At 53.2% G+C, this 23,389-nt stretch carries 33 protein-coding genes; 18 read left to right on the top strand and 15 right to left on the bottom strand.

Features of this window, described 5'->3' with window-relative positions; all coding sequences use genetic code 11:
• Positions 1-36: 36 nt before the first annotated feature.
• Complete coding sequence (locus P0M12_RS24515; protein WP_277376981.1) at positions 37-204, top strand: hypothetical protein; 168 nt, start codon at positions 37-39, stop codon at positions 202-204.
• 507 nt (positions 205-711) lie between these two features.
• Here the strand turns inward: P0M12_RS24515 and P0M12_RS24510 are convergent.
• The 6 genes from P0M12_RS24510 to P0M12_RS24485 all read right to left on the bottom strand — a co-directional run bounded on the left by P0M12_RS24510 (position 712) and on the right by P0M12_RS24485 (position 3,745).
• Complete coding sequence (locus tag P0M12_RS24510; protein ID WP_277376980.1) at positions 712-1,644, bottom strand: hypothetical protein; 933 nt, start codon at positions 1,642-1,644, stop codon at positions 712-714.
• A gap of 6 nt (positions 1,645-1,650) precedes the next feature.
• Positions 1,651-1,986 carry a hypothetical protein gene (locus P0M12_RS24505; RefSeq protein WP_277376979.1) on the bottom strand — a complete coding sequence of 112 codons (336 nt, stop codon included), beginning with the start codon at positions 1,984-1,986 and terminating at the stop codon, positions 1,651-1,653.
• A complete protein-coding gene (locus P0M12_RS24500) occupies positions 1,983-2,516 on the bottom strand; it encodes a hypothetical protein (protein ID WP_277376978.1) in 534 nt (177 codons plus the stop codon). Before P0M12_RS24500 ends, P0M12_RS24505 begins: the two co-directional genes overlap by 4 nt.
• Before the next feature lie 295 nt (positions 2,517-2,811).
• Positions 2,812-3,099: a hypothetical protein gene (locus P0M12_RS24495; RefSeq protein ID WP_277376977.1), complete on the bottom strand. Its 288-nt coding sequence runs from the start codon at positions 3,097-3,099 to the stop codon at positions 2,812-2,814.
• Positions 3,096-3,353: a hypothetical protein gene (locus tag P0M12_RS24490; RefSeq protein WP_277376976.1), complete on the bottom strand. Its 258-nt coding sequence runs from the start codon at positions 3,351-3,353 to the stop codon at positions 3,096-3,098. The genes P0M12_RS24495 and P0M12_RS24490 overlap by 4 nt, the downstream gene beginning before the upstream one ends.
• On the bottom strand, positions 3,350-3,745 hold the full coding sequence (locus P0M12_RS24485) for a YopX family protein (RefSeq protein ID WP_277376975.1): 396 nt from the start codon (positions 3,743-3,745) through the stop codon (positions 3,350-3,352). Before P0M12_RS24485 ends, P0M12_RS24490 begins: the two co-directional genes overlap by 4 nt.
• A 789-nt stretch (positions 3,746-4,534) precedes the next feature.
• Here P0M12_RS24485 and P0M12_RS24480 point away from each other — a divergent pair.
• Positions 4,535-5,503, top strand: a complete 969-nt coding sequence (locus P0M12_RS24480; protein ID WP_277376974.1) for a transglycosylase domain-containing protein — start codon at positions 4,535-4,537, stop codon at positions 5,501-5,503.
• Here the strand turns inward: P0M12_RS24480 and P0M12_RS24475 are convergent, their stop codons facing one another.
• Entirely contained in the window at positions 5,504-5,908 is a 405-nt protein-coding gene (locus P0M12_RS24475) for a hypothetical protein (RefSeq protein ID WP_277376973.1), read from the bottom strand.
• A gap of 101 nt (positions 5,909-6,009) precedes the next feature.
• On the opposite strand from P0M12_RS24475, the gene P0M12_RS24470 reads away from it, so the two are divergent.
• Positions 6,010-6,234, top strand: coding sequence for a hypothetical protein (locus P0M12_RS24470; protein WP_277376972.1), 225 nt, complete (start codon positions 6,010-6,012; stop codon positions 6,232-6,234).
• On the opposite strand, the gene P0M12_RS24465 is transcribed toward P0M12_RS24470, so the two are convergent.
• The 3 genes from P0M12_RS24465 to P0M12_RS24455 form a co-directional block, all read right to left on the bottom strand.
• On the bottom strand, positions 6,231-6,656 hold the full coding sequence (locus P0M12_RS24465) for a hypothetical protein (protein WP_277376971.1): 426 nt from the start codon (positions 6,654-6,656) through the stop codon (positions 6,231-6,233). The genes P0M12_RS24470 and P0M12_RS24465 overlap by 4 nt on opposite strands.
• Before the next feature lie 796 nt (positions 6,657-7,452).
• On the bottom strand, positions 7,453-7,980 hold the full coding sequence (locus tag P0M12_RS24460; protein ID WP_277376970.1) for a CAP domain-containing protein: 528 nt from the start codon (positions 7,978-7,980) through the stop codon (positions 7,453-7,455).
• 245 nt (positions 7,981-8,225) lie between these two features.
• Positions 8,226-8,681, bottom strand: a complete 456-nt coding sequence (locus tag P0M12_RS24455) for a hypothetical protein (protein ID WP_277376969.1) — start codon at positions 8,679-8,681, stop codon at positions 8,226-8,228.
• A gap of 93 nt (positions 8,682-8,774) precedes the next feature.
• Between P0M12_RS24455 and P0M12_RS24450 the strand changes: the two genes are divergently transcribed.
• Entirely contained in the window at positions 8,775-9,656 is an 882-nt protein-coding gene (locus tag P0M12_RS24450; RefSeq protein ID WP_277376968.1) for a hypothetical protein, read from the top strand.
• An 18-nt stretch (positions 9,657-9,674) separates the two neighbouring features.
• On the opposite strand, the gene P0M12_RS24445 is transcribed toward P0M12_RS24450, so the two are convergent.
• Positions 9,675-10,304 (bottom strand): GIY-YIG nuclease family protein, encoded by a 630-nt coding sequence (locus P0M12_RS24445; RefSeq protein ID WP_277376967.1) that lies wholly within the window; start codon positions 10,302-10,304, stop codon positions 9,675-9,677.
• Between the two features lie 123 nt (positions 10,305-10,427).
• On the opposite strand from P0M12_RS24445, the gene P0M12_RS24440 reads away from it, so the two are divergent.
• The 14 genes from P0M12_RS24440 to P0M12_RS24375 all read left to right on the top strand — a co-directional run bounded on the left by P0M12_RS24440 (position 10,428) and on the right by P0M12_RS24375 (position 19,611).
• Positions 10,428-11,174, top strand: coding sequence for a hypothetical protein (locus P0M12_RS24440; protein WP_277376966.1), 747 nt, complete (start codon positions 10,428-10,430; stop codon positions 11,172-11,174).
• Positions 11,171-11,647, top strand: a complete 477-nt coding sequence (locus tag P0M12_RS24435; RefSeq protein WP_277376965.1) for a hypothetical protein — start codon at positions 11,171-11,173, stop codon at positions 11,645-11,647. Before P0M12_RS24440 ends, P0M12_RS24435 begins: the two co-directional genes overlap by 4 nt.
• Before the next feature lie 1,517 nt (positions 11,648-13,164).
• Positions 13,165-13,404 (top strand): hypothetical protein, encoded by a 240-nt coding sequence (locus P0M12_RS24430; protein WP_277376964.1) that lies wholly within the window; start codon positions 13,165-13,167, stop codon positions 13,402-13,404.
• 32 nt (positions 13,405-13,436) lie between these two features.
• Positions 13,437-13,745 (top strand): hypothetical protein, encoded by a 309-nt coding sequence (locus P0M12_RS24425; RefSeq protein WP_277376962.1) that lies wholly within the window; start codon positions 13,437-13,439, stop codon positions 13,743-13,745.
• The gene (locus tag P0M12_RS24420; protein ID WP_277376961.1) at positions 13,745-13,960 is read left to right on the top strand and encodes a helix-turn-helix domain-containing protein; all 216 of its coding nucleotides are present in this window, start codon (positions 13,745-13,747) and stop codon (positions 13,958-13,960) included. Before P0M12_RS24425 ends, P0M12_RS24420 begins: the two co-directional genes overlap by 1 nt.
• Complete coding sequence (locus P0M12_RS24415) at positions 13,957-14,097, top strand: hypothetical protein (protein ID WP_277376960.1); 141 nt, start codon at positions 13,957-13,959, stop codon at positions 14,095-14,097. The genes P0M12_RS24420 and P0M12_RS24415 overlap by 4 nt, the downstream gene beginning before the upstream one ends.
• Before the next feature lie 28 nt (positions 14,098-14,125).
• Positions 14,126-15,007 carry a hypothetical protein gene (locus tag P0M12_RS24410; RefSeq protein WP_277376959.1) on the top strand — a complete coding sequence of 294 codons (882 nt, stop codon included), beginning with the start codon at positions 14,126-14,128 and terminating at the stop codon, positions 15,005-15,007.
• A gap of 51 nt (positions 15,008-15,058) precedes the next feature.
• A complete protein-coding gene (locus P0M12_RS24405; RefSeq protein ID WP_277376958.1) occupies positions 15,059-15,835 on the top strand; it encodes an antirestriction protein ArdA in 777 nt (258 codons plus the stop codon).
• 1,361 nt (positions 15,836-17,196) lie between these two features.
• A complete protein-coding gene (locus tag P0M12_RS24400) occupies positions 17,197-17,424 on the top strand; it encodes a hypothetical protein (RefSeq protein ID WP_277376957.1) in 228 nt (75 codons plus the stop codon).
• Positions 17,421-17,924: a hypothetical protein gene (locus P0M12_RS24395; RefSeq protein WP_277376956.1), complete on the top strand. Its 504-nt coding sequence runs from the start codon at positions 17,421-17,423 to the stop codon at positions 17,922-17,924. The genes P0M12_RS24400 and P0M12_RS24395 overlap by 4 nt, the downstream gene beginning before the upstream one ends.
• Positions 17,921-18,184, top strand: a complete 264-nt coding sequence (locus P0M12_RS24390; protein ID WP_277376955.1) for a hypothetical protein — start codon at positions 17,921-17,923, stop codon at positions 18,182-18,184. The genes P0M12_RS24395 and P0M12_RS24390 overlap by 4 nt, the downstream gene beginning before the upstream one ends.
• Positions 18,181-18,453, top strand: a complete 273-nt coding sequence (locus P0M12_RS24385) for a hypothetical protein (RefSeq protein WP_151097877.1) — start codon at positions 18,181-18,183, stop codon at positions 18,451-18,453. The genes P0M12_RS24390 and P0M12_RS24385 overlap by 4 nt, the downstream gene beginning before the upstream one ends.
• A gap of 116 nt (positions 18,454-18,569) precedes the next feature.
• Positions 18,570-19,040 (top strand): hypothetical protein, encoded by a 471-nt coding sequence (locus tag P0M12_RS24380; RefSeq protein ID WP_277376954.1) that lies wholly within the window; start codon positions 18,570-18,572, stop codon positions 19,038-19,040.
• Positions 19,041-19,113: 73 nt separating this feature from the next.
• A complete protein-coding gene (locus P0M12_RS24375) occupies positions 19,114-19,611 on the top strand; it encodes a DUF3846 domain-containing protein (protein WP_256932005.1) in 498 nt (165 codons plus the stop codon).
• 45 nt (positions 19,612-19,656) lie between these two features.
• Here the strand turns inward: P0M12_RS24375 and P0M12_RS24370 are convergent, their stop codons facing one another.
• From P0M12_RS24370 to P0M12_RS24355, 4 genes are all read right to left on the bottom strand, one after another.
• Positions 19,657-20,505, bottom strand: coding sequence for a deaminase (locus P0M12_RS24370; RefSeq protein ID WP_218748421.1), 849 nt, complete (start codon positions 20,503-20,505; stop codon positions 19,657-19,659).
• Positions 20,506-20,863: 358 nt separating this feature from the next.
• Positions 20,864-21,112 (bottom strand): hypothetical protein, encoded by a 249-nt coding sequence (locus tag P0M12_RS24365; protein ID WP_277376953.1) that lies wholly within the window; start codon positions 21,110-21,112, stop codon positions 20,864-20,866.
• 393 nt (positions 21,113-21,505) lie between these two features.
• Positions 21,506-22,192: a hypothetical protein gene (locus tag P0M12_RS24360; protein ID WP_277376952.1), complete on the bottom strand. Its 687-nt coding sequence runs from the start codon at positions 22,190-22,192 to the stop codon at positions 21,506-21,508.
• Positions 22,193-22,312: 120 nt separating this feature from the next.
• The gene (locus tag P0M12_RS24355; RefSeq protein ID WP_277376951.1) at positions 22,313-23,080 is read right to left on the bottom strand and encodes a hypothetical protein; all 768 of its coding nucleotides are present in this window, start codon (positions 23,078-23,080) and stop codon (positions 22,313-22,315) included.
• Positions 23,081-23,389: the final 309 nt, after the last annotated feature.

Raw genomic sequence — 23,389 nt, 5'->3', positions numbered from 1 at the left:
GTTCTAGATCACTTCCCTCAACCTCTGGAGTGCACCATGGTCGATTACACGCAGAAAGCCGCTGACGCTGTTTCTAGTCAGACTCAGAAGCAGAACAACGATCTCGGACAAGGCGAGAAGCAGCGGCAACGAGTTCTCAAGCAAGAAGCCGAAGATGCTCTTAAGGCCAGGCTTCGCCAGGTCAAGGACAGCAACCAACGCTAGTCGGGTGAATCGTGGCTGATGAGGCAAAGTACGGAGCGAGCCGCCTTGACGCGGCTCGTCTCCGTTCATATGCACGGAAAGTTGCGTCAGGGCTTCGAGGCAGAAGGGAAATGGTCGAGCATCAGCAATTCCGAGTCGTGACAACCAAGGGCGGCTGGTTCAAAGCTGACACTCATGAGCGCGTACCTGTCGGCCCCCTAACACGAGGCTGGCTAGTCAGTAATTTGCGTGAGGAGGGTGCGCGGGACTCGACGTATGGCAGCTGGGAAGATGGTCAGTTAATTCTCCTGCGTGAAGACGGCGAGCTAATGACTGCGGACTATCACGTCCCGATGGAAAGATACGATGAATGCGCCGCCCCACTGAGCCATCCAAACCTCTACGAGTTCGTGCATATTTCGGACCACGCGATGACTGCGCTCGATCGGCCACCCTCACAACTCCATTACCGAAAGGTTCGATCGAAGCTGAGCAACGATCGTGAGGAGATGCGAGCCAAGTACTACCTCACTGCGCATGCAAAAGGTGTCGGGCTGTCGCTAGCGTTGAAGCGCTTGTCGGAGGCTTGATCGGCCAGGTCAGGAAGTGACCTGATCCGTCAGCCTGCCAGCCTGCCAGCCTGCCAGCCTGCCAGCCTGCCAGCCTGCCAGCCTTGATGATCTTCTCAGCTACTCGTATGACTCGGCCGGCAGATTCGGGTGATGGTTTCTGATCTTTCATCCAGGTCTGCACATAGTGGCGACTCTCGGCTGCGTTGAAAAGTGCAAGCGCCCCAAGACGATTCAGGACAATGTATGCGCTGCCTTCGGCCTCAAACTCACGCTCGCCACGGTGCTGCAGATAGTCGGCATGAGCCTCGGGAACAGTGTGTCCCGCTTCGATGTGGCTCCACTCGTGGATCTTTGTCTTGAACGGGTACCGAGCGACTGGGTTAATCGCATAGTTGCGGTTGATAGACCGCCCTTGGACGTTTCCGTCGTGGCCTTCGAACGGAACCTCATTCACCTTGAGATTCTGCATGGCGAGAGTCTCGCTCCACCCAGGTAGCTCAATCGCTGGCAGTGGTTCACCCTCCGTGTCAGATGCACGGATCATGCTCTTGGACAGTACGAATCCCGTGAGTCGCTGTTCTTCCTTGCCCTGATCGTTCTCTTCCTTCCTGAAGACTGGACGGCGGATGTAGGCGGCCTTTGAGCCTTTTTTCACGGTGCGCCCATAGTCCTCGCCCCAGCGTTTCAGAGTGTTCACCGGCTCATCGACACCCTGCATCATGAGCAACGCTTGATTGCCGAAACTTAGGTTCACATAGCGGGTGTAGGTGTCGCCCTGTTCTCCTGGCATGTTGAGGATCTGGTCAAGTAAGTCGAGATTGGTAGCTTCCAACAGTTCAGGTGGAACTTCAGCTCGCTTGTATGTTCTTTTGGATTTGGTTCGTTCCATATAGGGCTAGTTAGCTACCTCCCGCTTAGTTTTGAGCGCGGTGAGGTATGCGATGTGCTTATCGATATGATCGTTCATTTCAGACCACCAACTTGGATAAGGATTTCTAGCTGATGTATCGATCTTAAGATTGTTGAGTGCCTCTATTTGTTTTTGTATACCGTGCTCCTTAAACATTTTACGTACAGCTTTCTCGACTCGAACTTTACGCTCCAGGTCGTTGGAAATGATAGTCTGAGTACAGAGCTTTATGATCGCAGCGACACCTTGCTCGATAAGCCACTCACGCGACATGAACACGTCGATGTCTAGCTCGTCATCTTTACTAGTAGTATCACTCATAGATTCTCCTTATCCTTCACAAATATTTTCAATGTTTTACCATCGTCTTGAAAACTCTGCTCAATCTGGATGGTACTAGTCTCTGCATTTCTGAAAGCTCCATACACTCGACCACCCATCATCCCACTGCCGCCACACTTGTCGCATGGCTTCTCTTTGTAGCTTCCGTTTTTTTGCAATACGTTTGCAGTTTTTCTTCCACGACACCCGAAACATTGGCGATGATCGATGACCTCGAAGCGAGTGACATTTTCTAACGATTCACGCTCATCAATATCTAGTTTCCATTGTTCAAAAATCTCGACTTTATCTGACAGATTCATCGCGTTACACTCATCTACCTTTGCTTGAGTGTAGGTGTCGATGAGTTGCATAGTAATGTCACGAAGCCCCTCCCTTCCGCACGTACAGCTTCTGTTGTTAACCTCTTTATCGCACCATAACTTATGAGGATGGATGTTATCGAGTAGCTCTTCTCGCACTCGATCATGCAGCGTCAGTTTGGTTGTTGGTTTAGTAGGGTTAGGCATTATTGAAAACTCCAATACCCGCTAGATAGATGATGCTCGTCGGAATCTTCACTATCGTAATCCTTGTGCGATACGCTGTGACTATCGTAGTGGTACATTCTTAGGTTGCCACTATCATCTGCATAGTCTTCGTGCTGAATATCGTTTAGCTTGACTGCCAGTTTAACGGCTTCCTCTTCCGTGTTATTCTCAAGTTGCACATCGAGCACCAGAGGCATTTCATCGTTATCACAAAATCGTTGACCAGTTATGTCGATGTCGTTATTGCATCCACTACAGAAAACTAATTTACTCACTACTTCTTATCTCCCCCATATAGGTTTCTACGTTGATGATCTTTAAGCCGATTCTGTGCCATTCGAGCATTTATAAGGCCTGACGTAGTGAGCGATTCTGTCCTTAGATTCTCACCGATCACATTTTTATCGACTGCTAGTTTTATCGCCTCTCTTGCGGATTTTTTCTTTCCATCCCATTCGGCACTAGGTTCATAAAGTTTGAATTTATAGATCTCTAGGGCGAAGTCGTTTAAAAGTCTGCTTAGCTCTTTATCGAACTCTGACTCTGTAGGGGTGTTACTCATCTCCGTTCCTCCAAACTCCCCGCCAGATACCCGAACGGATCATCAGACACAGCGACAGTCTGGGTACGAACTATCCACTCCTCACCCCAAAGTGCTCGGCAGAAGTCGTGGTTCATCAGCAAGATCCCCAGTACTGCACGAGGTGGCATGTTCCACTGGTTAATCAGATCCATGGTTCCGAAGAGTGCAGGGTTGTGGTAGCCGTTGGTGTTGGCGAGTCTGATTGCAGCGCGGAGCGTTTGGGTTGGGGTCATGAGGTGACCTCCAGGAGTTTTGGGTTCTCGAAGATGTTACCGATGACCGTTCCGTAGCCGAAACAGTCATCAGTAAACCTTTCTACAGGGCGCGTTCCGTCGTAGGATCGTTCTTGCCATTCAATTAAGAAACCAGCATTGTGCCAAAATACTTGACCGATATGACCCTTACTGTCTTTTAAAATGTCACCTGCGTAAATCTCTACGCCGTCCTTATCCGTAAGACCTATGCACTGAGAAGTGTTCTCATCGGTCAGGTCGAGGCGCAGTAGGTTGTTGATATAGACGCCGTCCCCCATCTTCCCGAATATAAAGTCCACCCGTGGCTGTGTGGAGGAGTAGAAACATCGACGTTCGGCGTCCCATGCCCGGAGTTTGATGCGGTGACTCATGCCATCTCCCCCGCCCAGTCCTCATAAGCAGCTTCGAGCTTGAGGTAGTCAGCGATCACCTCTTCCTCAGACTTGTAGTCACCTACGTGAACGAAGCCATCGTCGGTTTCAACGAGCAGGTAGTGTCCGATTAAGGCAGACGGATCAGCGAGGCCGGCAGACTGGATGGCTTCCTCGAAGTTGGTTGTCAGCTCTTGAAGTTCGGCTTCACTGTTGCTGATCCTGGCGAAGCAACCCGTGGTAGATGCGGTGTCCCCTGAGCTTTGGTTGGCCCAGCCTTCTAGCGAGAGGTAATGCAGGACTTTATCGCGAGGCGAGGAGTACTTGGTGCTGATGTACTCGGGTGTGGATGTCTTTTCTAGATTCTTATATTCATGTTTCTCCTATGCAAATAACTATGAGCCAAATAGTCATTAAATGCAATAGCGAAATGCTCGGACTTATCCACAGTTTTCAACTTCACTATTGCAATTCTTTAGACTTTGTGTTTAAATAAGTAACGTAATGATAGTTAAAACAAACGGTTCACTAAATATCCCCCTAACAGCGAAGATCACTCTTTCCCCGTATGTTCGCAAGTACGCAGATAAGATCGATTACCTGTTCACCCATCAGACGATGGACGGCTACACACCCTCTTCGAATCGCTAACCCCACCTCGCAATTCTCTCCATTCCCCACCCCCGAAACTCGCTATCCCCTTTCTCGGAATCTCGCATAAAATGGGTCGAAATCCGCATTCGGCTATTTGTCCCGTGCGCGATTTTCCAGAGAATTGGGAGGCCACCCATGGATACAGCCAACACCACCGCTTTCGACAGGTCACGGGGACTCTCCCTTGACGATCTTCTCCCCGAGTCTCAGCGGGTACACACACCGGAACCCGAATACGAGATCTACGAGCCGGTACAGCCGCCGGCCACCCGTAGGCGTCGACCTCGCTGGCGTCGATGGACGATGTACGTTGCGCTCGTAATACTCACTCCCCTAGCGCTTTCGGAGATGGTGACGCTCTCGTACCGATGGTTCACGCCACCTCGAACGTCGTTCATGCTGCAAGACGAAAGCCCGATCGTTTACCAGTACGTCGATCTCGACCACATCAGCCGATACATGATTGCGGCAGTGATCGCCCACGAAGATCAGCGACTTGGCATGCGCGCTGGTGGGTTTGAGATCAGCGACTTGACTTCTAAGGCAAGGGAATACATGGACGGCGATGCTGGAGTAGGTGGATCAACCATCCCCCAGCAGTTGGTGAAGAACATCTTCCTCTGGCCTGGGCGTAGCGCTATCCGCAAGGGACTCGAAGCAGTTATGGCGACAGAGTTCAGCTACACAATGTCAGATCAGCGGATCTTGGAGCTGTATCTCAACTACGCACAGTTCGGTCCTGGCCTTTACGGGGTGTGTGCAGCGAGTTGGTACTACTTCAACACCCCGCCCTGGTTCATGAGCGAGTACAACGCCAACCAACTATCGGGAGTGCTCCCTCGACCCGCGTACATCGAACGTGCAGCAGACGGCGGGATCTACCTCGGCCCCGATGCTGATCAGCTGGCGATCGAGAAGGTGGACATAGCGGCGAGGTTCAACCCTGGTTCGATTGCTGCTCTTGGTGGATGGGAAGGCACTGTTGCGACAGTGGGGATTACCGACTCTGCACTCGACCACGCGGAAGAGCGCGGTGAAGACTCTTGCTCGACCATGCCTGACAGTGTTGCTGAGCGACTGGAAACTGAACTCGGCCAGCGATGATCAGTCACGAACATCGTCAGCGATGCGAACAGACACGTGGATGTCGTCAAAGGTGTCAATCAGATCGTTGACGATCGACTGCAACCCACGGTTGACTTCCCGTTCCAGTGCGTCGATATGTAGCTCGAAGAGAACTATCTGATCCATCTCAATGACCGTGGCAACCAGCTGTCCTCCAGGTTCCAACGTGAGGTACTGACTGAACCCACGACCAAGCTGCTCAGACCGATCTTCAAGCGTCGAAGGGCCGATGAAGTATCCAAGATCGCTCAAGCATCGCCTGACGGATGCCATCGTTCGGTCGTACAACTCGTAGATCCCGATCTCTGAATCGAGTCCCATACTGATAAAGAGCCGGTGCATGATGTACTCCCGTGCGCTGATTGATCCCACCAGCTTAATCACGACCGCGACAAGGCGATTGGTCGCAACAACTAGTAACAGATAACTAAGCGGGAACCCGTGGCGCCGGCGTTGCTGACGGTGTGCCGTGGTAAGACTTCACGATGGATTTCATCTTGGGCGTGCTGCGGTTCTTACAAGCAGTGGCGGGACTCGTCGGAATCTTTCTTGTCTTGGTCGGTGGCTGGGATCTGTATCAGACAAGCAGCAAGTCAGGTACCAGTGGTTTCAAGGAGTCTGAGAAGAAAACGATGAAGGACGATTTCCATATGCTGCTTCTTGGTCTGGGTCTACTCGTTGTGTCCGGTGCGATCTTCTCGTTCTTCTAGACGTTGTGAACTAGCTCAGGTGTGCTCTCACTGCGTTGGTCGATGTAGTCACGCCAGTACTCAGGGCGAGGGCAGTAGTTGAAACGAAGGTTCGTCTCGGTGCCTGCTGTTTGGATTAGAAGATTGCCGTAACCACCAACGAACGCCAACGGTCCCCTGCGCTGCACGTTGAGGTCTTCGATCTCATTCCAATCGCAGTGTGTCTCGCTGCTGAAGAACAGACTCCCCCAGTTCTTGATCGTCACGCCGCTGTCGTTGAGTGTCATCGAGTGCAGGTTGTAGACGATGGCGGTTACTGCTGTGGAGATCAGGACGACTACGCCCATCAGCTGGAGGATTGCAATCGGTGTCGTATCGCGTGGATTCTGAGTGTGGAGGAAGTACGCCAAACCATAGATGAATCCAGCGATCAGAAGGCCCACCAGAATCAACCCAATTAGGCCAAAGAGACTGCGCCGGATGATGATTGGTTGGTTACCCATATGTTCTTAACGTACGACAATGCTTGAAATATGTCACTAGGAACGCACAGAAGGCCGCTCGTGAGGTTCGAGCGGCAAAGATGGGCATTTAGTCATGCTGACGTTTCAAGCAGGCCAGGATGCTCGTGGACGTTACCCACTACTTCCCATTCACGGCACTGGGCGTCTGTGTCACCTCGGTAGGGAGTGAACGGCTTTGTATGCCTGCCTTTTCGGAACCGGAAGCAACCCCACTCGTACGTCATAACATATCCGTCCGCATCGATGTCTCCCTCGTAGATCTCTCTACTAGTGCGGTCGAGTAGGCCCGTAAATTGCTCCAGCGTCATCGGACGAGCTTTGTGGCAGAGCGGACACCAGACGCCTAGTTCACCACGCTGGTTGAAGTGGACTGCCTCTAACGGAGTGCCAAAACCCGCCGGGACGTAGCCGTGGCTTGCGCACCAGAAACGGAATGTGATCACTCGGCTCATGAACGCATCCTCATCGGGTACATTGCCGCCAACTCCTGGGTTCGGACGGCTGAGTAATCAACAACCTGGATCACGGGCGTGATGACCTGCGGTTCAACCCGCTGCCTAGATCCGCCAAGCCTCATGACCAGGACGATGAACTGCACGCATTCAATCGACAGCTCACGACCGAACAGGATGATCGAGAGAGTCGTGGAAATCAAGGATGTTCTTCTCATCAACCGTCACAGGACTGTCCAGGATCTCCTCTCGCAAAGTTGTTTTCATGACCGCACTCCAACATGCTGCACAGTCACGGTCGTCGTCTTCCCCTGCAACGTCCCGGTCTTCTGGCAGATCCCTTGATCTTTGAAATCTCCGAGTACGTTCTCTCGGTGAGATGGACTGTTCATCCAGGCAGCAACGAGGCTCGCATCGTCAGGGTATGACTTCGCAAGGTTCTCCCCCGCAGTTGTGTAGCGGTAGCCGGCCTTCTCGATGAAGCTCCAGGGAGTCACGCCATCTGGTGAGGTATGTGCCCAATAGTCCTGTGAGAGCATGTGATCCGCTTTGGCACACGCGCTCGATCTGAGCGTCTCACTTGTTGTGAAGGGCTGCTTACCCGTTTTGGTTCTCTCAGCGTTGACGATGGCTTCGAGAGAGTTCGGACTCGCGGCGTCACTAGAGACGGCAGCAGGTTCAGCCAGCGACGGTTCGGGCTTGTCGGCCGTCAAGAACGCTAATGTCAGCATAATTATGGCGGAGGCGAACATAGAAGCTATGAAGATACCGTTGAGCGGCCAACGATCCATCGCACCTTTAATCATAGGTATAGATGCCCTTCTCGGCGCTTCATCTCGTCGTCGCTTGCAACCATGCTTCGATGCACGAGGGCATAACTCGTCACCTCGATGCCGCCTGAAACATCTTTTGTGTACGACGGAACGATGTAGTACTGCTCTAGCTGTGGGACTGATGTGTCGAGTGTGATCCTGACGTATCCAGCTGAACTCCTATCGTCAAAATTGATGGTGAGTGGAATTTCGATATTCATGACCTATCGCTCTTCTTCCACAACGACAGTCCACTCACCATTCCCCGAAACATCGAGGTAGTAGCCGCCAGATGCCTTGTACATCAGCGTATCTCCACTTACTGGAGCCATGGTGACCTCAGGGATTCCGCCATGCTTGTCGAGAGACTTACCCTCTGCCATCACGTAGACGTTCACGAACGGGCTGTACTCACCGTTCACTGTGTACGTGATCCGTTGCTTGGAGCTGTTCAGCTGGAAGATGTCACTGCGCTTGCTTGTCGAGCCGGATAGCTCGATGACCTTGTGCCAGGACTTCTGTTGCGCGGGTGCTGGTGTCGAGGTTTCAGTTGGAACTACAAGCCCAGTTGGTTGGTCGGCCTTTTGAGTGAAGGCTGCGACGGCGATGAAGGCGACGATTACTAGTAGAAAGACTACGAGGCCGCGGCGGTTCTTATTGGGTTGATCGTATGAACTCATATTGCATTGATTCCTGCTTATTTACTATGCAAATAACTATGAGCCAAACTAACGATAAATGCAATAGCGAAATGACCTGTTGAGCATCAGGCTGTGGAAAACTCGACCATCGACTCCTGTAATGTCCCGCGAGTGCTGAAGAAAATTGGATACGGTGTCGGTCTACTGATCGGCGTTCTCCTTGTGTCGTTGCTGGCCTACTACCTGTTCGCGCTTGCTACGGGGACCACATTCAACGAAACACAGTGGGCCGCAGCGGGTGCATGGTTCGGCGGGATCATGACGTTCGGAGCAGTCAGCGTCGCTCTGTGGCAGACCAATCTCGCACGAGCAGACACTGCTGCCGCAAAGGTCGAGGCCGACGAGCGGCTAACTCGCGAGTTGAATGCAGCTGACGTCCGATTGTTGAAGGAACTCGATCGAGCGCGAGAGGTCGCGAGCGAACAGATGGCTAGCGCGGAGGCGCGCCATACCGCCCAACTCGTGAAGTCGGATGAACTTCTTGCCAGGGAACTGGACGCCCAGAGGCGGGCCGAGCAGGTCCGATGCATACCGCCTCTCTGGGAAGAAATCCTGGCCCTTGCGCTACCAATACAGGAGTTCCAGGAACTGGTGACAACCGTGCCATCTCTTCCGCGAACGGTTGCGACTGCAGAGAAATTTATGCTGGGAGTGAAGCCATGGATGCAATCTTTAGCGTCAATTGAAATGGGATTCAACACACCACACCTCATAGTGAGCGAACCTCATACCCTGGCAGCACTCAAGGTCTTATATGAAGATGTGCGTCGACTTCATCAGCTAAGCGACGACGCAATTACGACAGCGATACGAGAACATGTTGCCCCCGATATGTCAGAACTAGATAGGTGCTACTTGAAGATTATTGGACAGAGAAACACGATGACGGAGACGATTCGCGAGCACCTAACACAAGCCCCTCCACTGAAACAGCCTGAAAGTGCTCCCTCCTAGAAGCCAGTAGCGCCTTGCCTACGTTCGTCCAGGGTTGAGCATTACTGGCAATCCCCTCGCTCGATCGCGTGCCGACTGTCGAGCAGCCTTCAGAGTTGGGAAGAAGCTGTTGTGCGCGTTGGCATCCAAGTTAAGAGGAACGTCCAGGCTGGAGATGAGCTGGTGCTCCAACACCCAAGGCTCGGGGTTCAGAACCCACGAGACCAATGCGTTCTCAGCCATCCACTCGGACAGCACCTTCTCACCCGTAACGAACGTCAACCGTTTGCCCGAACCAACCAGACGTAGCTCGATCCCCAGTTGATCCGACAGCAAGCACCCAAGTGTTAGCCGCAACGTCGAACCTGCGGCATTGCCCCTGTAGTGAGTCTTGATCCGAGTCCGAAGAGTCTGTTTGCTCGGGGCTTTTCCATTAGTGGGAGGCGCTGATGGACTGATCCCCGTGTACAGCAAGGTCAGCCCGTCCTTCTTCGCACACCCTGCCGTATTGATGTCGGCGGGCAACTCTCGGAACCACCAGCCGTAAACACCAGGGGTGGCCGGCACGGGGCAAGGACTCGTTAGAACCTGAGCACGAGTATGGGGAGATGCTGCCAGGTAAAGGGCGCTTTCATCCACGGCGGAGTCAGTGGTGGGGATCAGGTTCATAGCGAGGATGTTCGCATAGTGGTCTGACAGTGAAGGACGATCGGTCGGATCTGCTTAGATCAGCGGGTGCAAACCCCGAAGTTTTCAAGGACCTACACGACATTACGGTGGACCTGCATCATCTTGTTCGCCATCGTCGTGGTCCTTGCTCTGATTGTCCTTGTTCCGCTCTTCGTCGAACGTGTAGATCAGTGGAGTGGGTGGAAGAGCGGAGAATGGGCTGCGGCGGGGGCCTGGATCGGTGGGATCGGTGCGACAACGGCGGTAATTGTCGCACTGTGGCAGACAAAGCTAGCGAGAAGTGATGCAGCTGAAGCAAATTCTCGGCTTGATCACCAACTCCAGACCGCGAGTCGCCTTGAGCAGATTAAGACGATACCTCCTATTTGGGACGCCATCCGCACGCTGTCGACACCGACCACAAATTTGATCATAGCCTTTTCCAAGATGAACGAACGAATTAACGACCGCGATGCAGCCGAGGAAGATCTTACGCGGGCCGACTTCGAGATTGTTCATAATACTGCGAACATCTGGAAAGAAACCTTCACTGCTGTTGAATCATCATTTTCTCCCGCACTCATGATAATCGAAGAGGAGAAAACGAGAATTATCATCGCTACGTTGTACCAACGAGTGATAAAGCTCCACATGATCGCCATCACCGCACTAAAGGGTTTTCCAGAATGGGAACGGTGTGATCCAAAGGAAATACAACGTGAATACGAGCGCGTGAATGCGATGAGAACACCAGTAGTCAATACAGTCCGAAAACACCTGATGGAGATACCTCCGTTGACGTCGTTGGTCGAGGACTTCACTGACGAAGATCTGACCAAGGCGACGACATACGCGGCCAAGAGACAGTGATCGATAGGGAACGCGGACTTCTTGCGACCATGCCATCGAACCAACTCGCGCTCGTTGAGGACCGCAGGAAAATCGAGAAGACGGTCCTGTACGCCCGCGATGGTGACGAAATGGTGATGATGACCGACTTCGCAGCAACACGTAATTACGTACCAGACCAAGTGGCAATAGGGGCGCTTCAGTCAGTTGTCGAGACACTATCTAAAGGTGACACCCTGATCCTCCATACGATGAAATCCCTTGATCAAGGCCACTATTTCGGATTCTCTGTTCCCGCCTTGGAACTCTTGGAACGGGGCGTCACCGTCGTCACGGTTGAAGAGAACTTCGTTTTGAAGGATGACCTGGGATCTCGAATCCTTGTCGGCGCAAGTTCCATCGCGTCGGAGATACAGAAGAGTCAGACTGCTGCTCAGCCACTAGCAATCACCAGTCCTGACACAGTGGCGACAGACGAAGACAAGAGTTCCTAGGTCGTCGTCCTGGCGCAGTTCACGGATCGAGCACGGCGGAGCCGAGAACTTCTCGCACTCGAAGCAAACATGCTCGTTCAGACCACTGTCGACCATCCAAGCGACGACACGGCGACGCAGCCGATCACCCAACAGTGCTGGAGCGCGCTTAGGCCGAGGACCGAGGAACTTGTTCACCGTCTTCTGGATCGCACGCTCCCCCACAGATAAGCCAAGTTCTTCCACGATCTCAGCAGCACACTTGCCGGCTTCGGCTAGAGCAAGGACTTCATCGAGATCGTAGTGACGTCTTGGCATATATAAGACTAAGTATATAGGAGAAGTAATGAAAGTTTACCAGCCAAAAGATTATTCAAAATTTGTAAAGACCTGGGCACAAGCCAAGAGACTCGGAGAGGACACAGGATGGGTTTCTAAGCGACTCAAGTTGGACCGCGATGAGGTTCGTGGTGCAGCACAGTACCTACGCAACCGTGGGGTTGAGCTACCAAGCCTTAGGCACAAGATAGAAATACCTGCCGAACACTACAACCAGATAATCGCCAGCGAGCTTACTGACCAGTCGCAGGTCCAATCGTCACGAACTACGAAGCGAATCATATAGTTCGCTATGGTGTGCGCCCTCGAACGTAGATTGTGCGCCGCATGAAATCGCCGTCTAACAGAGGTCACTGACTCAAAAACCAAGCACACCACATAGTTTCAATATTTCAAGCCCCGAAATTCATTGACACACCGCCTGCAACGTGGCGAAGCTCGTGACCAGACAATGATCCTGCAATCGCAGTCAAGTTTGCAGCGCAAGTTCGCAACACGCCGAGTTGTCCACAAGTAGCAGCACATTGAAATAGAAAATCGTCAAGTGAACAACTTTTCTCTTGACAAACCGCTGGCATTGCTGGCCGTCGAGCGTAACTATTATTCAGCGCACCACGCATTATTAGTTGGTATTCACCCGCTCGTCGTCCAGCTGTGTCAGTGAGTACACAACTTAATAAGGAGAACCAATTTATGTCCACACGTTATTCATCATCAAGCAGTTCATCGAGCAGCGGAGGCATCGGCTTCGTTGGCCTGCTCACCATCGTCTTCGTCACCCTCAAGCTACTGAACGTGATCAATTGGTCCTGGTGGTGGGTAGTTTCACCGATCTGGATCACAGGGTCGCTCGTCATAATCGCAGTCGTACTTGGATTCATCGGATACCTGATCTACAGGGCCCTCAGGAGGAACAAGTAGATGAGCGGTCGACACACCAAGACGGCAATCGTCACAGTAGGAGTGCTCACCATCGCCGTGGTGGCCTCGACAGGGACAGCCCTCGCAGCGCGATACATCGAATTGCCTTGGACGAACACCATTTACCAAGTGAGTAGCCGAGAGAACCAAGGCAAGACTCCAACTGTCAGCATGTTCGACCACGACGGAAACAAGTGCTACGTGGTCACAGGCGCGCAGGAGGAAAATTACCGAGCCGACGGCGACCACGTTGGAATCAGTTGCGTGAGGTCGAACTGATGGAACGCTTCCCCTCCCCCGAAGAACCCGAACGCTACAAGATCAACACTGCTCAAGAGAAAGCACTACGCAACCTCTGCCACCGCTACGGCGTGGAGTACCGAGCTGATGACTACTACGTCTATCCACCTGATGCAGCAATGTGTCCAGGTTATGCCGAGGGCTGGGTTGGCGGTTACGTAGATGGTGAGTCGCGGCTGTACGTCGGGGTTTCTCCAGATGGACGGGTCAATTCGTAGTGGCCGACTACAACGACCTCCCACGAGCAACGATGCGGACAGTCAAAGTTGCTTTCGACGTAGACGGAACCCTTCGCTGCAACTGCACCGAGACCTGCGAAGATCCGAACCAACGCATAGTCGATCTGTTCAAGATCCTCGCCAGCTTCAAGAACGTAGAGCTGTTCGTATGGAGTTGTGGCGGAGCTAGGTACGCCGAGCGATTCGCTGACAAGTTCGGCTTGAACGTGGCAGCGAGTCACTGTCTCAGCAAGTTTGGCGCACTAGCAATGGATCTCTGCATCGATGACATCCAGGACACCGACCTCGCAACCATCAATCTGATCGTGAGGGAGAAGTAATGGCTACCAAGGAAACTCACACAGCCAAGATCCTCAATCTGCTCAAGGCCAAGGGCAAGGTCAGCAACCTTGAACTCCGCAAGGTCGCGTGGCGCTACCCCGCTCGCGTCCTCGATCTGAAGCACGAAGGTCACCTGATCCGCAGTGTCCACGACAAGGGACCACTGTGGTTCTACATCTATGACGGTCACCAGGATGACGGAGTGGCGGCATGAACCTTCACCCCTACTTGATCCCCGCACTCAAGCTAGCCGGCCGATGGATCGCGATGTTCCTGGTAATCGCCGTGATCATCGTTGGAACCCTGTACCTGTCGCTGTTCATCGTTCCAGTGCTGATCTGGCACACGTAGGGACTGGTCGGATTGGTACTGTTCGCGCATGGCAGACGACTTGAAGATCTTCATCAGCTGGTCCGGCGATCTCGCCAAAGGTGTGGCACATGTATGGCATGACCTACTACGCGAGATGTTTGACCGGGTCACACCATGGGTCTCAGACATTGACATCGAGGCAGGTGCCCGTGGTCTCGATGAGATCAAGCGTGAGCTTGACGGAACCCTCTTTGGAATCGTCGTAGTGACGCCGGAGAACCAGGATGCGCCGTGGCTAAATTTCGAAGCAGGCGCTCTATCGAGGTCTCTGTCAGAGGCGTCCACGCGGGTTGTACCAAGCCTGGTCAACTTCTCCAGTCCGACACAGATCACAAGTCCGCTGAAGCAGTTTCAAGCCACACTGCTGAATGAGGATGGCGTTGCGCGCGTCCTCAAAGCTGTTGCAGGCGTGGTGGACGCCGATTGGCCGACGAAGGAAAAGGCCTTCACTCGCATGTGGCCCGAATACCAGACGCGGTTCAATGACAAGATTGTCGAGAGTGTTGACCCAACAAATCCAGAGCCAAGAACAAACCAAAGCATGCTTGAGGAGCTCCTGACTATAACGCGCTCAATGCAACACGATTTGCAAGGCACCACGAGGTTTCTGCCAGGAGGAATGCTGATTTCGGACGGACCTGCGCTTTCCGCCGACGATGCCCGAGCATGGCTAACCGAGTACTTAGTTACCGTAGATATCGATGTCATCGACATGAAGATTGATACGCGAATTAACGGGCGTCCAATCGTCAAGTTAATCGTCGCTGACGACACACCTGCACAGGTAATCAAGAATTTACGGGCGGAAGTGGAAGCACTTGCCAATATTACGCTGATTTGCGAATATCAGGGCAATACCAACAGGCCGCCACGAACTAAGCGTGGATAACAATACGATCAATATCACGGAGATCAATAAATAAGATGAGAACAACTTCATATGGAAAAACAACCCAACAACAACCCCGAACACTGGTCAGATGAACGGCTCATCGACCACGAACTAGCAAGCGCCACATCAGAAGAACGCTCAATTGGAGACGCTGGCGCACGCGTGATCGCCTCGCAATGGCATGGCGGTCAGGCGAGCGCCCTCTACAGCCTCACCAGTACTGGAGCGATCGATCTACCCCAAGTCGTCGCTGAGATCAACGAGTCTTGGGCCAACGCCGACACCGACTACAACCGCGAACACCTCGAAGCCCTTGGTGCGTACGTTATGGCCCGTGAGTCACATGATCCCGTCGAAGGATGGTCGAAGCAGTGGCTCACTTCCCCAGATGAATCAACTGAACAAGACGACTTCTGCCCCGCCTGTCGCGCTCACATGTCCGCCCCTCACTCCGTGGGTTGCCCACTCGGCGAAGAAGATCCCGAGCTACTTGAACAGGTCGAGCAGGCTGTCACAGCTAAGGGAATCGCAGTCGCCCACTGGCTTGAGTACGTCGGCTTCAGGAACGGCGAAGAGCTGGAAGCGGCGATCGACATGTTCGAGGACCACTATCTGGGTCACTTCGAGAGCATCGAGGCGTACGCGGCCGACTACTTGATCGAGAGCGGACTCGAAGCTCAGTTGGATCAGTTGAGGCAGTACCTACCCGAAGACATGAGACAGCACGTCAAGTGGGATGAGGCAGGTATCGCGCACGACTTCGCCCTGAACACCATCCACTCTGTTGAAGACGATGACGGCCATCTGTACCTGTTCACCAAGTAGCGAGTTATCCACAACCACAGCGCATTTCGTGACATTTCGCTATTGCAAAAGAAGACGGTTTGGCTCATAGTTATTCGCAGAGGGGAACACCAAAGCAATGAATACAGAACGCGAAATCGTGAACATCAATCTCGAGTTCGAGCACGCCGATGACACACCGTTTCTACGGTTGATCGGTCAGTACAAGACGAAGCGCCGAGCACGTGAGGCTCGCAAAGACAAGGAGACGATATTATCGCGTTCACAGTCTTTCATCTCACGAAAGCGTTCACTGCAATAGTGAGACCCAGAAGGTAGCAAGGTTGCCCGCAAAACTCCGTCTCGAACGGTAAGGCCGTGTCTGATCAGGACGGCAACCAAGCACCACACTTAGCCGCACAGCGAGGGCGGCCGAGATGCACCTTTACAGAACAGTTCATGCAGTTAAATGGGCGCATCAGAAAATAATTAGAGCATTAGATTGCGATTTTTTACAACTACCTGGTGCGTTCTAGTGTGCATACAAGTGGCGGAATAGGTAGACGCATATCCAAGGCCCGTAAGCTTATGGGGAGAGAAGCGTAAACCGCAGACTTACGGCGTTGACTCATGCAAGGTGACTTCACCCTCTGGGACTCGAAATCCCAGTAGGGGCAAATCAGTAATCCGTCTAGAACGGTACCTGCCTTGTATGCACAACATGGACTATGTAAGACGTAGTAGCGCTGACAGTAAGTATTGTATGAATTGAGCTCTGGGAGATGATCGCCCGGAAGTTTCAACACTGACGCTTGCTATTAGCGCCATACGCCTTACATAGACCACCTTCTAGTAGTAGGGCAGCCAAAAGAGTGATCTGCGGCGGAGTGAGGCTTTCGAGCTGATCTGGACTAGGGCCACTACTACTAGCAGCCATTTAACTGCATGAACCACTTCCACTTCCCGGCATATTCATCGTGTGCTGGGAAGTGGGCGCATGAACCTCCACAGCTCGTGCGCTCTACTGGTCAGGGTTTAGGTGAGAGGGTCGCGCCGATTAATAAGGCGCAAGTGAGTCCACGTCGTGAGACCTCCTTCCGCGAGGCCCAGCTCACCCCCTGACCCCAAGTCGCTGATCTCTGCACCTGGATCAGCACTTCGTACCTGTCACGAGTTCCCACAATTCATTTGGCTTCAAAGTTTGCCCTCCAGTTTCTCTGAAGTTTCCTGCCCGTGGAACGTAATCCGCTTGCATGACGGCTAGTACGTGGACTCATGACGGGTATCTAGTTGCTCCATCGAGGTTCTGTTGAAGCCCACCCTCAACAGGACACTTGATTACTCGATGGCGCAACCAGATCGACTGTCACACAACTAAATAACAACTGAACAAGGAATCATCCATGGCACACAACGGACCTGAATCACTGCCGAACCAACCGTGCATCGACCATCTAGCCGGCACGGTGGATCTACGGGCAGACATCGCCAAGCTCGCACTGATACTCGCGTTCGAGGACACCTTCAGCGAGGTAGACGAGCGCCTGATTACACGAGAAGAAGCTCTTGTACGCATGGAGGCATTGGCTCCGCACATCTTGCATGGTGCTTACCGGGGAGGTGCTGCATGAGCAAACTGACTGTGGACATCAACGAAGAAACAGCCCTGTTCATCAAGAGCATCGCCCATGAACTGAGCACACAGAACAACCGTCATACCGATACTCCAATCTTCCGCATCTACGAAGAGCAGAAGGTCGAGCGTCGCGACGGATGCGGCGACCATACTGAACGACTTGATTATGAAGGCGCACATGAACACTGGTGTGAACCGTGCAAGCGGATCTGGGAAGAGTTTGATTGTGACGATGACAAGTTGCCAGCACTTGGCGAAGACGATTGCTACTGCGACGGTCTTGCTGATGCGCATTGGACCTACGACATCGAACTACTACCGGCGGTTGGTGGGTATGACGGCGTAGCTTTCCTTACCGAAAAGGCCGCACAAGAATACCTTGAATCCAACAGCTACCACTTCACCAAAGGGGTTGTGTACGCGGAGAGTGCGTTCAGGGATCACGAGTTGAAACCGATCATTGCAGCGTTGCAAGAGATTGGAAGCCAGCTATGAACGAACAACCGCCAAAACCATCCCGCATAGAAACCGAGATCGCTGCCAAGTTCGTAGGTATCCCGAACGCTCAACTCATCCGCGAGATGGAGCACGCCCAAGACTTCGGTTACGACGACGAAGAGTTTGAACTCAACCGACGGCTCAAGCTCGGTGGCCTCGCCTGGCGATGGAGCGGGGACTTCTACCGGCCAACGGTTGAGGTGTACAAGCCGGAAGATGTTGAACAGCAACCAGACACACCAGAGGAGGTGATATGACAACCCATTACAACTACAACCCTGAAGGAGTACCACTCTCCCACCACGAAGACAGCGAAGAACAGCTGGTGATCGGGAGCGAGCGAGACTTCATTGATCTGCAGGAACCTGAACTAGTACGTTCGATCGGAGCAGCAGCCCTTAGACGTGCTCAGGAGCAGCTAGGCGTGTACTTTCACTGTCGCGACAACTTGGAAGAGTACGGCCACGAGCCAAAGAGTCGCATCCGCAAGATTGATCTGGTTGAGAAGTATGGCGGGAAGCCATGAGCGTCTCAAGTGAAAAGGGCAAGTCCCTCGAAGAACACATCGCCAAGACCCTCCGTAAGAAGCTAGGCGCAAGAGTCTAGCGGGACAAGCGAAGTGGTGCAGGTTCGCATCAGAAGATGGACCTGAACAACTTCTACGGAGACATTCCATTCGACATAGAGGCGAAAAATCATAAGACCATCGCGATCAAAGACCGGATGCGCCAGGCGAAGGCCGGCGCAAGCTTGAACCGCATCCCTACCGTGGTGTTCAACGCAGACGATGACGTACTCGCCTGCATCCCGTTCGATGACCTGGTTAACCTCGCAGTTCAGATCCGAGACCTCACTGCTGAGATCGATGATCTGAGATCTCCGATCCCCGCAAGTCGACTCACCTACCTTGGCGACCAGAACGACAACGGTAATAAAGAACTCGTGGTGGAGCCGAACCCGTCAAACGCATTGTCCGAACTGACAAAGCGCATCGCTATATCCGGTGTAGCCACTTGCCGTAACGGTCACATCGTCTCGCCTGGCTCTAACCGTTGTCTCGACAAGCACTGCGCATTCAGTTCGACCTACAAGAAGCCCAAGGTCAAGCAGTAGCGCCGCTCGCGGTGCTTGTCCTGATCTCAGCCGAGATCAGGTAGGCCCCACGATCAAGAAGGACGTGAGCACGATGGGTTCAATCCAATGCCTCATCATTCCTGCAGACCTCGATGTACTGGTACAGACGATGGAACTTGAACAAGGCGACATCAAGACTATGCAAGGCATCGTTGATGGACGGTTCCAAGTACTCGAACTCGAAGCTCAGAAGGCATCGATGTTCGTGAACGAGGAGGGGAAGAACATCGGCCTCAAAATGAACCAGAGAGCGACGATGCTGCTCTGGCTGTCGGATAGTGTCTGGCGATTCCAAGATGTCGTGGCAGGCAACGTGTTCATCATCGGACCACCTGACGATGAAGGCGACTCCACATCCGTTCCGCAAGAGTTGGTGGATCTGCTGTTCAGTACTGAGAAGTACAAGGGCGAGGTCACCACCCTCAACGACGAGGACTCCTGGAGCAGCAACAACCTGGAGTTCCCTGACTACTGGGAAGCCGCACATAGCGTGCTGGAACTGGCTTCACGGTGGCAGCTCGTCAAGGAAGCTCGTGTCGTTGCAGCTTAGATCGTGGGAGTAAGACCCCGGCTCATTGCGAGCCGGGGCATTTCATCACTCGCCAGGTGCTGGAAGCGCTCGCTTACGTCGGATCTCGTAGTCAAATCTCACCTCTGTGTGGGTCGCCCCCCGATTTTGACACTTGACGTCAACGATCTTGACCATCAAATACCCGCCATCGACACGTATCGCGCCAATCGCCCCGACCGAGATGTCTCGAGTGTAATTACTCCAGTCATAGGCTCCGGGGTCATCAACCTCGGCAAACTCCCTCGCATGCTTCAGCGCCGCGACGTTCCCGGCGTGATCGATGATGTAAACCGAGTCATCGCCGCACTCGCTGGTTCGCAGTGAGAACTTCAAATCTTCATGCTGAATTCGAAAACGTCCGCCATTCTGCGTGAAGTCATAGTGAGCACTTCCACGCTCTCCGATCGCCACGCGGTACTGGTCAATGAACTCCGCATTGTCAGTGCTGATCGCGTCACGGAAGTCCTCGTCAAAGTCTGTCAGCTTGATCCCGGCTTCATTCAGCAGCTTCCAGCCTTCTCTGTAGATCTCAGGATTGGGATCATAGATTCCGACGCATACCTCGGACACCCCGGCCTCCATCAGATGCGAAGCACAAGGGCGTTTCGGCTCGTTGCGGCGCGAACACGGCTCCAGTGTCGAGTAAACAGTGGCACCAACAACGTCGATGCCCTCTGACTTGAGTCGATCAAGCAGTCCGAACTCGGCGTGACGGCCCTCGCCTGTTTCACCTCGGAACGATTCGCCAAGCACTTCACCGTCGCGGACAATCACGACACCAACTACCGGCTTCTTGACGTCCTCCGAAATGCTCTTCTTACCCAACTCAACTGCACGACGCATGAAGGCGCGCCTCTGTGTGTACTCGTTCACCCGTAGTCCTTCCAATTCGCTGTCGGTCAGTCTATGCAGACCTAGCGACGAAGAATCCTTCGCACTTCGTCTAGGCGAAAGATCAGCTCAGTAGCACCCTCGTCTTTTAGTGCAGCCAGCAAGATTTTCGTGAAGTCAGGTTCATCGTCGTAGCATCCAGCGTGCAGGTAGGCTATGAAATCTTCCGAGTACGACGGTTCATACTCGATCGGCGGGATCTCGTCATTTGTCAAAGCACTCCTTGGTCGGGATCGATACTGTGGAAAATCCCCCACCTCAGCGCATGTTCTGCAGCTGACGTGGGGGATGATTTAGTTCTGTAGCCGGGACAGTGAGTCAGCCGTTTCCGGCGAGCGGGTCAGTCAGCATTCGGACGATAACCCTTGCGACGACCACGAAGCTGATTGAATGTCGTCAACTTCTCCGCAGGAACCAACTTCGCGAACTCGACAGCAGTGGCGAACACGTCCTGCGAAGTTCTATTTGCAAACCGAAGTTCGAGACTCACGAGGTTTCCCACTGTCTTGAGCGCCTTCAGCTCTTCCTGCGAGGCGTCGAATTGACGAGCCTCTTCGTGCTCGGGATGTCGAACGACGACGTTGACCACCTGGTCATCATCGAGCTCAATACCCGTAAGGTCAGATACGCGAACGCTTCTGAAACCCATTTCTCTCACCAACTTTCAAACGAGATGCGACACAACGACTTTTGCCATTGCGATACTTCTAGTTAGACATAGTTGAACCTTTAAGTAAATAGGGAAATGTGAGACAATAGAGGTACATGACAAACGGATTTGATCTCGCTACCTACCTCGCGAAATCCACACAGGCTAGTGGGGTTCCATTAACCGTCCGTCACGCCACGGCAGTCAAAGCGATTGCCCGACTTCTCAAATCTCAGTAGCGATTTCGTGTCGCTCAGTCATATCCAACCAGCCGTGATCGAGTTGAATTGTCCGAATCAGCGACGCGTCCACGCGCTGGCAGATCCGAGACTCCTACTCTGTGAGCACTTTAGGGCCTTCCTCGCCACTTAGTTCATCAGACGGCGTCCCATCATCCGGGTGCTCTTTATCCCAGTCCTTCCATTCGAGACGCGTAATCAACGCCCCTCTGATCCTCCCTGGTCGTTTCGACTCCACAGGTACGCCCATGAAGGGTCGTTCCCACGCCACGCTGTTCGCATCCATGAAGGCCAGTTTGATGTCGACTTCTTCTGCGGCGATATGAGATTCATCAGGAAGGTGCAGTACGTAGCGGATGTCCGTGTCGGGAAGGATCGTACATGTGATGTCGTCCTCGACCTGAAGCCTCTTGGACGCAATCACTTTCTTCTGCGGCCTAAACCAGCGATCGAACAACGACAGTCGCCGCCGTGCGGTACCTCTCTTCATCTCAATCGAGATCTGAGCGCCCGTTACAAGAGCCGACGAGTAGTTGTGAACACTCCCGCGAATCGTCACGAGTGGCATGATGTCGCCATCTTCACCGAGAGAACTCGTGTAGTAGTTAGTGACGACGACTAAAGACGCTTGCTCGCGGCGTTTGTCCTTTTGGTTGGTTCGCATGATCTTGAACCCAAGAAACAGCGAACCGCCAGTCAGGATGGACCCGAACCACTGCCCAGCTGTCCCCCATACTGACGCATGGAACGGGTACTGCCATAGATCACCCAACCAATTCACTGAACTATTGTGTCTTGGAATCGATGCCCGTTGGGGTAGGCGCGCCTCAGCGTGCCGACTTCAGCATGACGAAAGAGTTCCTAGGCAAAACTGGGCAACCGCAGGTTGGATCGCAGCCTTCTACAACGGAGGATCGACCCGGTACCAGAAGAGCATCGCATCATCAATGGTGCCGTGCCGGTGGTACGGACCGCTGCTCGTCAATTGTATTGTGACAGTGCTTGATTCTTGCACATTCTCATCCGTCACGATCCATCTAAAGGAGACCACGTCCCCATTCGCATGGTGCGTCTCTTGTCGCTGGTGTTGGTTGGTGAGTGTCCACATTTCCCATGTGAGTTCACGTCCGTGTGGATCGGTAGCGGCACACTTGAATGAGACCTCATCGCCGGGACGAAGGATCACATCAGGCTTTATGTTGGTCGTGATCCGGGTTCCGAAAGAGTCGACGATTGATTCGATCTCCGGGTAGTACTTCATATCCGGTCCTTGGGTGCTTCGGTAGATGGCCACGAGGTTGCGAAACTCTCCAACGATACCTTCAACGAGGGCTGCCTCGAAGGGAAGAAGCGTCCGACTGTGCATGGCGGGGTTCCGGAAGCCGGCCAGCCTGTCCATGTAGACGTCGAAGTATTTCTTCTTTTTGAGCGCGGGTTCGAACTTGGTCCAGTTCCTTTCGATGATCTTCTGAAGCTGAAGGAACTCAGTAAAGGCCAGTAAGTCGTCGGATACGGCCACACCGCGCCTCTTTGCCCGTTCCTCGTCTCGCTTCGACTCAAGCTTGGCAATGTCAATGTACGATTCGCTCTGCCAGGCATCCCCGATCACCTCGCGCACCAAGTCGCGCAGGACAACCTCAACTAGGTTGATTGCTTCCGTTGGCTCCACAGCAGGTGACTCTACATGCCGGATATATCAGAAGTGGTTAAATCTTGCACCGGGCACACTAGACACCCGTACGTTTGCGCCTTGTGCCTACCAACGCAAAGCGCATGATTAAGCCCGAGCCTCGCCCCGACTTTGAACTCGAAGATTATCTGCAACGATCAACGGAAGCGGCGGGCGTTCCATACAATGTTGAAAACCGTCTCACGATCGCCCAACTAAGTCGTCTACTCAAGATCGAGTACCCGCCTGAGGCTGAACCACGGAATTAGTTCGTAGAGTAGAATCACGTAATGCTTTGGGGCGCTTAGC

The organism is Rhodococcus sp. RCBS9 (assembly GCF_029457415.1).
GTDB classification, from domain to species: Bacteria; Actinomycetota; Actinomycetes; order Mycobacteriales; family Mycobacteriaceae; genus Rhodococcus_F; species Rhodococcus_F qingshengii.
The sequence above is the reverse complement of the archived record's forward strand: the minus strand, read 5'-3'. Positions and strand labels throughout refer to the sequence as shown.